Source organism: Leptospira johnsonii (assembly GCF_003112675.1).
Taxonomy (GTDB): Bacteria; Spirochaetota; Leptospiria; order Leptospirales; family Leptospiraceae; genus Leptospira_B; species Leptospira_B johnsonii.
The window spans coordinates 403,109-414,949 of sequence record NZ_BFAY01000011.1 but is presented as its reverse complement, the minus strand read 5'-3'; the positions used below and the strand labels follow the sequence as shown (position 1 = coordinate 414,949).

The window sequence follows — 11,841 nt, the reverse complement described above, 5'->3', positions numbered from 1 at the left end:
CGGGTCTTTCTTTCCTAGAGTATGTCTTCAATTTTTAAAATTCATTCCAACTACAAAGCTGCCGGGGACCAGGTCCAAGCCATAGAAAAAATAGGCCAAGCATTTCAAAAGGGCGAGGATAAGGTTACCTTAGTGGGTGTGACCGGTTCCGGAAAAACATTCACCATGGCCCAGGTGATCGCGAATATGGGACTTCCTACCTTGGTTCTGTCGCATAACAAAACTTTGGCGGCACAGTTATTCCGTGAGTTTAAGGAGTTTTTCCCGGAGAATGCCGTGGAGTATTTCGTCTCTTATTACGATTACTACCAACCGGAGGCTTACGTACCTTCTTCCGATACGTTTATCGAAAAAGATATGTCCATGAATGAGGAGATAGACAAGCTCAGACTAAGGGCGACTTCTTCTCTATTGGAAAGAGACGATGTAGTGATTGTCAGTTCTGTCTCCTGTATTTATGGTTTAGGATCTCCTGAAGAATATGTGAACTCTGTTGTTGCTTTGACAAAAGGGGATATCATAGATAGAGACCAGGTCATTCGCAAATTACTTCATATACAATACAACCGGAATGATACAGATTTCTCTAGGGGAAATTTTAGGGTACGAGGCGACTCTATCGAAGTTTATCCTGCTTATCATACGGACGCATTCCGGATCGAATTTTTCGGCGACGAAGTGGATTCAATTTCCAGGATCCATCCAGTTACCGCTCAAGTGATTGCAAAACAGGAAAAATGTTTTATCTATCCTGCAAAACACTTCATCATGTCTCCTCCTTTGATAAAGGACGCCGTCAAAAGAATTAAAGATGAGATGGCGGAACAAGAGATCAAGTTCACCAAAGAGAATAAATTTTTAGAAGCGCAGCGTATCGTATCTAGAACGAATTACGATATGGAAATGCTTCAAGAGATGGGTTACTGTAACGGGATCGAAAATTATTCCCGTCATCTCACAGGAAGAAAAGAAGGAGAAAGGCCTGCTTGCCTCATCGACTATTTTCGTGGAGATTTTTTACTCATAGTGGATGAGTCACATGTTACCATTCCTCAGGTGGGGGGAATGTACGCAGGCGATAGAGCTCGTAAACAAACTCTGGTGGATTTCGGATTCAGATTACCTTCTGCCCTTGATAATCGACCTTTGAACTTTAAAGAATTTGAAACTTTAACTCCTAAAACTCTTTATGTGTCCGCAACACCTGCCGAGTACGAATTGGAAAAGAGTAAAACAAGAGTAGAGCAGATCATTCGTCCTACAGGACTTTTGGATCCGAACGTAGAAGTCCGGCCGACTAAAAATCAGGTAGAGGATCTTTTAGTGGAGATCCGAAAAAGGATAGAACTGGGAGAAAGGGTACTCGTTACCACATTGACCAAAAAGATGTCGGAAGACCTGACGGATTATTATAAGGAACTAGGGCTCAAAATTTCTTATCTGCATTCCGAAGTGGACACCTTGGAAAGGGTAGAGATCATCCGAGATCTCAGAAAAGGAATATATGATGTTCTTGTAGGGATCAACCTCTTAAGAGAAGGGTTGGACATTCCTGAAGTTTCACTTGTAGCTATTTTGGACGCGGATAAGGAAGGGTTTTTAAGGAATTATAAGTCTCTGATACAGACCATTGGTAGGGCCGCAAGAAATATCAATGGAACAGCTATATTGTACGCGGATAAGATGACTGATTCTATGATCAAGGCCATAGAGGAGACTAAAAGAAGAAGAGCCATCCAAGAAGAACATAACATGAAATACAGGATCTCTCCTCAAACGATCAAAAAGGAAATTGCCGATATGATCGAGAGAACTGAAAAGGAACTGGCTCCGGAAGAACAGGCTGCAGAAGAGATCAACAAAAAGTTCCGAGAGAAAAACTTCTCTTCTAAAGAAGAAATGAAAGAAAAGATCAGGGAAGAAATGTTAAAAGCAGCCAAGGAACTAGATTTCGAAAGAGCAGCCTTGCTTAGAGACAAAATGCTTACCATCAAAGTGAATCCTACAGAGGAAAAATGAGATTAGACATCACACTTATCACTATAATAGTCACAGGGATTATCAGCCTTTATACATTGTATGCGGATCAGAATCTTTTAGACAAATTGATCCTCAGGCCTTTCAGAGATTCTAAAGAAGGGAACTATTATACTTTAGCCACGAGCGGTTTTGTTCACGCGGATTTTTCTCATCTATTCTTTAATATGCTGACCTTGTATTTTTTCGGAAGGCATGTGGATATGGTACTCGGGCCTCTCGGATTTATGGGGTTGTACTTAGCGAGTATTCTGATCGCAAATCTAGTATCTTTCCAGAAAAATAAAGCGGATGCGAATTATGCAAGCTTAGGAGCTTCCGGTGGAACGTCCGGAATCGTATTTGCTTCTATCTTGTTCTATCCGTATTCTAAAATATTCTTTTTCTTTATACCGATCCCGATACCTGGACCATTATATGCGATCTTGTATTTGGCCTATTCTTATTATGCTTCTAAGAATAGGCAAGATGGGATCAATCACGATGCACATTTTTACGGAGCTCTAACTGGACTTGCGGTTGCAATCTTAGTACAACCCCTTTCTTTGATTGCATTTATCCAATACGTGTTTGGTGCGTTTATATAAGACTTTTCTAAAATGCAAAAGGTATTAACCCCCTTTTGCGATCTTGTCCTTTATAAAAGCCTTAAACTTATCCGAACCGAAACTTACATCTAGTTTGATAATCTCGGGCGCAAGATAAGGATGTTTTTTCATGATATATTCTTCGATAGCAGCGTATTTGTCTGCCTTTGCCTTTAGAAGAATTTTGTTTTCCGAATCGATAGTGAGTTTTCCTTCCCATTGATACAAAAGAGCCACTTCTGGAAAAATGGTACCACTTACTATGATGCCTAACTGGAGCATTTCAGCGATATACTCTTCTGCTAGATCGCGATCCGCCAGAGTAGTGAAGATTAAAATTTCTTGAGATGAAGACATTGTTCCTCCGAGAAAAAGGAGGATAAGAAGTATTCATTCTTTGTCCAGTCTTTCTTTAGAAAGATTAGATCAGTATCTGGGAGCGTTAGGATCCGAATAATTTCCTTTGCCTGAATTCGGCATAGAACCTCTGGAAGTCGAAGGAATATAATCATCGCAAAGATTACTGCATTTTGCGATACAATCTTCCCTCTTACGATCCACGGTGATTGCAGTAAAAACAGTCTCTACCTTAGGGATAGGATATTGGGTCCAACATTGGCTCTTACAGTTCCCGTATTTGGAGGCACAATTCCGAGCAGTGTTCTGATCGGAGCCAGCGGAGATCATCATATCGAAAAGTTCCTGCTCTTCTCTTGTCTTGAAGCCTCCCTTTTGGGGCCTTTTGGAAAGTTCCTGTTTGCTTAGGTTAGCATTTTCAGGCTCCGGAAAATCTTCGACGGAACCTTTTCCCCTTATCTTGCCAGATTCGTTGGAACTCCAATCCACTGCGAAGAAGCAGTTTAGAATAAAGAAGAATAGTAATATTCCGAGTTTAATTTTCATAAGAAGAAAGTCGATATTTCGGCAGACGGCTTTTACAGATTCCGTCGGTAAAACTGGAAGACAAGGAAAGAAAAAGGAATTTTTTAAAAACTAAACCTTTGGGATTAGGTGAATATTTTCGTCTCTTAACAAATAAATACATAATTTTTGCACTCTTTTACATAGAAATCGACTGGAAAAAAATTTCCAGACAAGGTCTCAATAGTATTGAATGTGGGATAACCTACAGTAGAGTCTGTCTAAGCAGTACTTAAGACCTAAGAATTTGAATGGAGGGTCTTTTAGTGAGTAGTTTTTTTTCTAATACATCAGTAAAACGTTTCTTTCTTCTCTCCTTAGTTATCCTTTTCATTTCCAACTGTAGCGCCCTGGACTGGGGCTGGGTTAAACTTCCTTCAGGACTTGCCTGGGACCAAAACGAGACCTTAGATAGAAATCCTGTAGAAGGTTTCCGAGTGGAATTTCCGGAAGAATTGGGACTGGATTCCAGGCCCCTGGTGGAACTTTCTAAAAAGCTCAGAAAGGAAAAAACTGAGGTTCGTTCCCTTCTCATATTGAAAGAAGGAAATCTGGTATTTGAAAGATATGCCGGAGGGATCTCCCGAAATCATAACCATAATATGTATTCCGTGACCAAATCGGTGGTCTCCATGCTATTAGGGATTTGTTATACGAACGATTGCGGAGTAGACTTGGAAGATAGTATTTCCACTGCTGAGTCTAGTTTACCTGGACTTCTTCCTTCCGAATTAAAAGGAAAAGAATCCATCCGACTAAAGGACGTACTACGTATGAGTTCCGGAATGGGTTGGGATTCCTTTCCTAAAAAAGAAGATATCAGAACGGATGCTGACCCGCTTGCGATCGCTTGGACCCCAGCAGTATCTGCCGCTCCGGGAACTAAATTCGAATATTCTAATGGAGATACGCAATTGGCTGCAGGTTATCTGGAAGCCAAAACCGGAAAAACCTTATATGAATATTCCAAGAGCACAGCATTCTCTTGGTTAGGTTTTAAGGGAGAAGAATGGTATACTTCCAAATCCGGAAGACAGACCGCAGGTTTTGGACTTCGTTTGAGACCTATCGATATGGCTAAGTTAGGGCAACTCTATCTAGATGGAGGAAAGTGGCAAGGCCGCCAGATCTTAAAACCCGAATGGATCGCTCTAACCTTGGAACCAGGTGTAGAAAAGAGATATGGACTCCAATTTTGGATCCATGAATTCGAAGGAAAGCCTAGTTTCATGGCAAATGGAAAAGGCGGACAGTTCATCTATGTGATCCCTCATCGTAAGATCGTTTTAGTGATGACAAGCGCTATTTGGGACAAAGCTCCCGATTTAGTTTTAACCTCCGTTTTGGATGCGCTTAAGGCTTCTTTAATCTCAACGGATAAGATCCCTTCTCCTGATAGGGAAGAAGCACTTCTTAAAGAATTAAAAATATCTGCTAGAACTTCTTTGGACCCTAAGCTTAAAGAAGGAGCGGATGAAACAAGGATTGCAGCAGAACCAGGGATGAAACAAAATCATCCTTAAATGAAGACTGTTCTAATCCCGATCCCACAAATCGATTTCGATCCCACAGAAGTATCCGTACCTTGGAAGGTTCTAAAAGATAATGAATATAAGATCATATTTGCTACTCCGAGTGGTACCGCTGGAGAAGCCGATTTCAGAATGGTCACCGGAAAAGGTTTGGGAATTCTTGCTCCGGTCTTAAGAGCAAAGAATGACGATGTTCTGCTTTATAGAGAATTAGAAAAATCGAATGAATTTTTGAATCCCAAAAAGTACGAGTCTATCAAATTAGATTCGTTCGATGTGTTACTTCTTCCTGGAGGACATGCAAAAGGAATGAGAGTGTATTTGGAATCCGAGCCCTTGCAGAAGTTGGTGGGTAATACATTTGCAGAAGGAAAGCCTGTTGCCGCGATCTGTCACGGGGTGCTTCTCGCAGCAAGATCCAAAAACCCTAAAACAAAAAAGTCCAGTTTATACGGACTGAAAACCACAGGACTTTTGAGGTCTCAGGAACTTTTGGCTTGGAATTTGACTCGGGCTTGGCTTGGAGATTATTATAGAACTTATCCTACACCTTTACAGGACGAAGTGATCTCCTTCTTGGAATCCAAAATAGATTTTCAAGAAGGGCCTATGCCGATCGCAAGAGATAGTTTCTCCAATATTAAACCAGGGTTCAGTGTTTTAGATAAGTCTTACCTTTCCGCAAGATGGCCAGGCGACGCTCATAAGTTTGCATACGAGCTTCCCGAATTCTTCGGATAGTTGTGGTTTTTGATTTTCCTCTAATAAAGTCTAGACATATTGACTATATTAGAGTTCGACTTACGAACTCTCCGTTAATAACGAAATGAGCTCCAAAGAACATTACATTTTTCTGGATGTAGGAGACACTCTCCTTACTATGAAAAAGCCCGCAGGGGAAGTGTATTTTGAAGTTCTCAATGAATTCGGCTTGGACGGTTCCAAACATCCAAACGGATATATGGAAAGGGCGTTTCGAAAGGCCTATGCTCACATGACGCGCCATCCACTCCCTGATCATAGGGATAAGTTCCATGCACATGAGGACGGAAGCGAAGGCTGGTGGAGAGAACTCCTAGGCTTCTTCTTAAAAGAAATAGGATCCGATCTGGAACCAGATCCCATTTTCCAATCCATATTCAAACGTTTTGATGAACCTTCCGTTTGGGAGATAGATCCTGGCTTTTACGAATTAGTAGAATTTGCAAAAGAAAGGGGGGCTGGTCTCGGGATCATTTCCAACTGGGATCACAGACTCAAACAGTTGTTGGCTAGCGTAGGCGTCTTGGATTATTTTTATCCAGTGATCGTCTCTGCAGAATTCGGATACGAAAAACCTTCTCCTTTGATCTTCCAGGAGGCGGAGAAACTTGTAGGACTTTCTCCGGACAAGCTCATCTACTGCGGTGATAAAGTAGAGTTGGATATCCTACCCACGAGATCCAGAGGATGGACTGCTTTTCATAAACATTCAGAGGGTGATATCCGGGATCTGAGAGAGCTGACTGCAATATTAAAAAAAGGCTAGTTCTCCTTCTTTCGAATTCTTTTCTTTCTCCAGACAAGTCTAACCGAATACAAAAAGAATCGAGTTAGAACAAGAATGAAAGTACTCGCAGTTTCCGGAAGTTTAAGGAAAGGTTCTTCCAATACAGCCTTATTACTCGCAGCAAAAAGGATCGCAAATGATCCTTTGCAAATTACTCTCGCAGATCCATTGGATCGGATCCCACATTTTAATCCTGATTTAGATACTGATTCTCCTCCTAAAGAAGTTACGCAATGGAGAAAGGAATTGAAAGAAGCTGATGCCATTCTTTTTTCCAGTCCTGAATATGCGTTTGCGATCCCGGGAGTTTTGAAGAATGCACTGGATTGGATCGTATCCAGCGCGGAACTTTATGGAAAGCCGGTTGGACTCATCAATGCATCTCCTGGTTACGGGGGAGCTTCCAAGGCCCAGGAAGCTTTTTTACATTTATTGAATGTTCTTACAGTAAAGATAAACGATGATTGTGTTCTAAGTATTCCTGCTGTGAATAAGAAAGTGGATCCAGAAGGGTACATAACGGATGCTCAAACCGAAAGGAATCTGCGAAATTTTTTGGAGAATCTAGAAAATTTAATACGAGAATCCGGTTAAAATACTTTTCTTAAATGACTCGATCTACTATTTTTGTCGGAATCTTCTTCTGGGAGCATTTCGGTGAAATATAAAGGCATCATAGTCGTATTCTTTTTATCGCAAATTTTTTGCGTAAACTGTGGCAAAAAATTCGATCGCGAAAACGGTGTATTAATAGAAACTATACAAGCTACTTCATATAAAGAAGGATATCGTCCGGAAAACGTTTTTATTTCCGGAAAGTCTTGGAAGCCTTACGTTTCACGGACACCTAAGGAAGGAATTACATTTTTCTTTGCCAATGAGTCAAAGATGGATTTGCCAGGAGTTACAGCAGGTTACACTAAAATAGATTCCATCGTATTTGTATGTCCCGCCTCCAGCGTTCAAGAGTATGCAACGTATATAAATGCTAGCTTCTACGGAAGGGCAAAATGTGGTGAAAAATTCCAAATTGGTTCGCTAGTACATTCCTTATACGTAGAACCTGTCTTTTCTAAGGGAGTGCAATCAATAGAGTTAGACGAGATTGAATTTTACAAAAATGATAAAAAAGCACCCGTTTTATTTCCTATCGGAATTGATGGAAAAGTCATAGCGAGTTCGGTAACGGAACCGAAAGAAGGATATCCTGCCTATAATCTCTTTGATGGAGCGAAAGAGTTCGGATGGGTGGAAGGAAAATCTGATGATGGGATTGGAGAATATATACAGATTGATCTAGAAAAAGAAATAACTCTATCCGGATTAGAAGTGTATAACGGATACCAAAGATCAGATGAGCATTTTAAAAAGAACGGTAGAGTGGAAAAACTTTCCATTTCTAATGGGGCTGAATCTACATCAGTAATCCTTTTAGATAGAGCTGGATCTCAAAGAATCCTTTTATCCAAACCTTTAACGGGAAAACAGTTTAAATTTACGATTGAAGCAGCATGGTCCGGAGAAAAATGGAAGGACACTGCCCTAAGTGAAATGATACTTTTAGGTCCAAATCTAGAACGTTACACTGTGAACGATTCACAGTATTTGGCGAGAGAAAGATCTATTATAGAAAAAGCCAAAGGTACTCCGATCGGAGATATTTTGGGAGATAAACTGGAAAATACTGAATGTATGATAAATGATAGCATCACATTGCGCCCTAACGGCAGCTTCGTATATTGGAGATCTTCGTCCGGGAATGAAGGTGTGGATGTGGTCATGGATGGAAATTGGATTTTAGAAAAAAATTCGAAAGAAGAAAGCCAAATCTATATTTTTGGAAGATTATATAGTGTATATAAAACTATCAAGAATTCTGGGACAGGCCCATATGATTCTACTGATATTTCAGAAGAATCTAAAACTGAAATTTTTTCGGACAGACTAAAATTAATAAAAGTAGGCTCTCATCCTGAGATTAGTTGTGATGGTGATGCGATTTCTTCTGATGCTAGTATACTCGATATAAAGGGGACAAAAATCTACGGTAGTTACTACTAAATCTTTTATAAAAAGTATCTTACAGATGCTGGGACTGTTTTTACTGCCTGGCATCTTTTTGCTTTTATTTTCTTCGGAAAATCTCCCCGGAAAGGATATCTACTGGTATGGGGTTCAGGCAAAATCTTTAATAAACACAGGTCAATTACATTCTCCTGATACATCCTTTGTATTTCGTATTGTCGAATTGATTTTTCGAATTTTCGGAGAATCCGAAAAATCCCTTTTCATTTTCGGATTTGTTACTTATTTCTTTCTTATCACTAGCGGATTTTTAACCATCCGATTTTCCGAAACAATATTGTCGGATGAAGATGTAAAAAGAGGCAATTTTCCTTTTTTCATTTTTTTGTCCGGAATTTGGATCTCTTTTTTATATCCGAAACAAGCTTGGGGTTTAGGTTTTTTTAGTATTGGGATTTCTTTATATTTGAGATTCCTAATGGATTATAAGAATATTAAATACCTTATCCTTTCTCTGCTTTTTGTAGGGATTTCCATTTTGACACATTCAGTTTTTCTGATTTTGGGAATCTTATTTGCGCTTGGATTCTTTCTGGATAAAGTCTTCCAAAGAAATTCCTGGAAAATCTTAAATATAACCCTAATTGCTTTCGCTTTGCTTATTTTACTATATATTATTCGTATATATATTTTTAATTTTACTTTCGGGGGAAGGATAGCAGCCGGAAACAATTCCGACATTCCATTATTAGATGCCTATAGGATTTATGGAATTGCATTCGTTTTAGAATGGGCACTGATTTTTCTTTTCTTAATTTTAGAAAGAAAATCCATTTTTCTTTTATGTATTTTAGGAGGATTGTTTTTGCCATGGGCCTCCTTTGCGGATCTGCAATTTAGAATTCTTTTATCTATACTTTGGATTTCGGAAGTGCTCTTAAGAGGTTCCAGGAAGGCCTATTTTGCTGGGATACTGATTTGTTTTATTTGGTTTTTGGGTATAAAATCGGATCCTAACAAATTCGGCCATGATTACCGGGCCTTTAGAAGGGCTGTTGCTTCTTTTCCTGAGAAATTTGAACCCGGACTTTTAATTGCACATCACGGGTTCTGTGAATTTATTAAATTTTATAAAGAGTATGATTGTCTTTCATGGAAGCCGGATGATAAGGCGAAGAAAGAACTTCCTAAAGATTCAGAAATATTTAGGATAGTAAAAGGTTTTTCGTATAGGGAATTGGATTTGGCTTTTGATCTAAAAGGGAAAAAGATTTTCAAAGCTCCTATAATTTCTCTGGATAATTATCTTTTGGTAAAAGAATCCGACTGGGATTATTTTCATTCTACAAAAGAAGAAGAAAGAGATGAAGAGAGCCTATCAAGAATTGAAAGTTGGATTAATCCTTTCAGAGAGAGGCCAAATTTTATATTAAAGAAATACGAAGGTTCTAAATGAATTCAGATCCATTTGATTTTAAAAAACGAGTTGTTCGCTCTTCTTTAAGAATGCTTTTGGGGAGCCTATATTTCAGGATAAAAAGAAGAATATTATGGATATTGCAAAGATTCGATTTTGCAAAAAATAAATCCTCAGAAGATTTTCCTTTCTTGATCTTCGAACATAAATCTCCTCTTCTCCGGAAGTTAAAGGATGTAGAGATGGTTTTACAATATAATAAGATTAAAAATTTAGAAATCGCATCCCGGTGCTTGAATGGTTTGATCATAGAACCTGGAAAGGTTTTTTCATTTTGGCGTTTGGTGGGTAAACCAACTTCAAGCAGAGGATTTTTACCAGGCATGCAACTTCGCAATGGAGGGTTCTTCGCAAAAACAGGTGGGGGTTTATGCCAAATGACTAATTTGATCTATTGGATGACTCTCCATTCTCCCTTAACTGTAATCGAAAGATGGAGGCACAGTTTTGATGTATTTCCTGATTCAAATCGCACTTTACCATTTGGGTCGGGAGCAACATGTGCTTATAATTATATAGATCTTCAGATCCGGAACGACACAAGCGCGGAATACCAACTTAAGGTATGGTTAGAAGGTGATTTTTTAAAAGGAGAATGGAGATCCAATTTACCGAGAATCTTCTCCTATGAGGTCTATGAATCTAGACATCAATTTAGAGGGGAGCCTTGGGGAGGTTATACTCGCCGAAACGAAATCCGAAGAAAGATATTCGAAGATGATACCTTGGTTGAGGATCAATTTATAACTGAGAATACCGCATGGGTAATGTATAATCCCCTTTTATCTGAATAAAAATCAGAGATATGGATGCCTTAAAACTGCTGAAAATTCTTATAAATATACAAAAAACACTAAAATCTCTGTTTTATTGTTATAAATCCTATATTTTAAATAAATAATCTGCTATAGCGAATAAAATTCTTGCATTATTCTGCGAAGTTGACCATAATTGAAAGTAGGAGTATCGATTATGGCACTTAGATTAGGTGATGTGGCCCCGGATTTCCAGGCAGAAACTTCCGAAGGACCGATAGAATTTCATAAATATTTGGGAGAAGGTTGGGGGATCTTGTTCTCGCATCCGAAAGATTATACTCCCGTTTGCACCACAGAACTTGGTTACGTTGCAAAAATTAAACCGGAATTTGAAAAAAGGAATGTGAAGGTCCTCGCATTATCCGTGGATCCAGTAGACTCTCATAAGGGTTGGATCGGAGATATCAACGAAACCCAAAACACTACTGTAAACTATCCTATCATAGCGGATGCGGACAAAAAAGTTTCCGGTCTTTACGATATGATCCATCCGAACGCAAGTGAGACTACAACTGTTCGTTCCGTGTTCGTGATAGGCCCGGATAAAAAAGTAAAACTGACTTTGACTTATCCTGCATCTACTGGAAGGAATTTCGACGAACTCTTAAGAGTGATCGATTCTCTCCAATTGACTGCAAATTACAGCGTTGCAACTCCCGCTAACTGGAAACATGGAGAGGACGTCATCATAGTTCCTTCCGTTTCCGATGAAGATGCCGAGAAAAAATTTCCGAAAGGTTTTAAAAAGATTAAACCTTATCTGAGATACACTCCTCAGCCGAATAAGTAAGCAAGAAACGATTGCCTGTTTTAAAAAGGAGTCTTCGGACTCCTTTTTTATATATTCTATTTTTATAAAGTTATCTCGGAATACTTATTCCGAAAGAAATGTTTC

12 protein-coding genes are annotated in these 11,841 nt (G+C 39.2%); 10 read left to right on the top strand and 2 right to left on the bottom strand.

Annotation, left to right across the window (positions count from 1 at the left end; translation table 11 throughout):
• The first annotated feature begins 21 nt into the window (after nucleotides 1-21).
• Together uvrB and LPTSP_RS10820 are read left to right on the top strand one after the other, a co-directional pair.
• Nucleotides 22-2,019, top strand: a complete 1,998-nt coding sequence (uvrB, locus tag LPTSP_RS10825; protein ID WP_108928775.1) for an excinuclease ABC subunit UvrB — start codon at nucleotides 22-24, stop codon at nucleotides 2,017-2,019.
• Entirely contained in the window at nucleotides 2,016-2,624 is a 609-nt protein-coding gene (locus LPTSP_RS10820) for a rhomboid family intramembrane serine protease (RefSeq protein WP_108928774.1), read from the top strand. The genes uvrB and LPTSP_RS10820 overlap by 4 nt, the downstream gene beginning before the upstream one ends.
• Before the next feature lie 24 nt (nucleotides 2,625-2,648).
• Here LPTSP_RS10820 and cutA read toward each other — a convergent pair whose 3' ends face one another.
• A complete protein-coding gene (cutA, locus tag LPTSP_RS10815; protein WP_108928773.1) occupies nucleotides 2,649-2,981 on the bottom strand; it encodes a divalent-cation tolerance protein CutA in 333 nt (110 codons plus the stop codon).
• Between the two features lie 69 nt (nucleotides 2,982-3,050).
• A complete protein-coding gene (locus LPTSP_RS10810) occupies nucleotides 3,051-3,527 on the bottom strand; it encodes an LIC_10730 family protein (RefSeq protein ID WP_108928772.1) in 477 nt (158 codons plus the stop codon).
• A 269-nt stretch (nucleotides 3,528-3,796) separates the two neighbouring features.
• On the opposite strand from LPTSP_RS10810, the gene LPTSP_RS10805 reads away from it, so the two are divergent.
• The 8 genes from LPTSP_RS10805 to LPTSP_RS10770 all read left to right on the top strand — a co-directional run bounded on the left by LPTSP_RS10805 (nucleotide 3,797) and on the right by LPTSP_RS10770 (nucleotide 11,736).
• Nucleotides 3,797-5,068 carry a serine hydrolase domain-containing protein gene (locus LPTSP_RS10805; protein WP_108928771.1) on the top strand — a complete coding sequence of 424 codons (1,272 nt, stop codon included), beginning with the start codon at nucleotides 3,797-3,799 and terminating at the stop codon, nucleotides 5,066-5,068.
• Nucleotides 5,069-5,818: a type 1 glutamine amidotransferase domain-containing protein gene (locus LPTSP_RS10800; RefSeq protein ID WP_108928770.1), complete on the top strand. Its 750-nt coding sequence runs from the start codon at nucleotides 5,069-5,071 to the stop codon at nucleotides 5,816-5,818. It abuts the gene before it with no gap.
• 85 nt (nucleotides 5,819-5,903) lie between these two features.
• On the top strand, nucleotides 5,904-6,605 hold the full coding sequence (locus tag LPTSP_RS10795) for an HAD-IA family hydrolase (protein WP_108928769.1): 702 nt from the start codon (nucleotides 5,904-5,906) through the stop codon (nucleotides 6,603-6,605).
• A gap of 75 nt (nucleotides 6,606-6,680) precedes the next feature.
• Complete coding sequence (locus tag LPTSP_RS10790; protein ID WP_108928768.1) at nucleotides 6,681-7,220, top strand: NADPH-dependent FMN reductase; 540 nt, start codon at nucleotides 6,681-6,683, stop codon at nucleotides 7,218-7,220.
• 63 nt (nucleotides 7,221-7,283) lie between these two features.
• Nucleotides 7,284-8,687 carry a discoidin domain-containing protein gene (locus LPTSP_RS10785; protein WP_108928767.1) on the top strand — a complete coding sequence of 468 codons (1,404 nt, stop codon included), beginning with the start codon at nucleotides 7,284-7,286 and terminating at the stop codon, nucleotides 8,685-8,687.
• 829 nt (nucleotides 8,688-9,516) lie between these two features.
• Nucleotides 9,517-10,107 (top strand): hypothetical protein, encoded by a 591-nt coding sequence (locus LPTSP_RS19045; RefSeq protein WP_135354753.1) that lies wholly within the window; start codon nucleotides 9,517-9,519, stop codon nucleotides 10,105-10,107.
• Complete coding sequence (locus LPTSP_RS10775; RefSeq protein ID WP_108928765.1) at nucleotides 10,104-10,922, top strand: VanW family protein; 819 nt, start codon at nucleotides 10,104-10,106, stop codon at nucleotides 10,920-10,922. The genes LPTSP_RS19045 and LPTSP_RS10775 overlap by 4 nt, the downstream gene beginning before the upstream one ends.
• Nucleotides 10,923-11,100: 178 nt before the next feature.
• A complete protein-coding gene (locus LPTSP_RS10770) occupies nucleotides 11,101-11,736 on the top strand; it encodes a peroxiredoxin (RefSeq protein ID WP_086448156.1) in 636 nt (211 codons plus the stop codon).
• Nucleotides 11,737-11,841 lie beyond the last annotated feature (105 nt).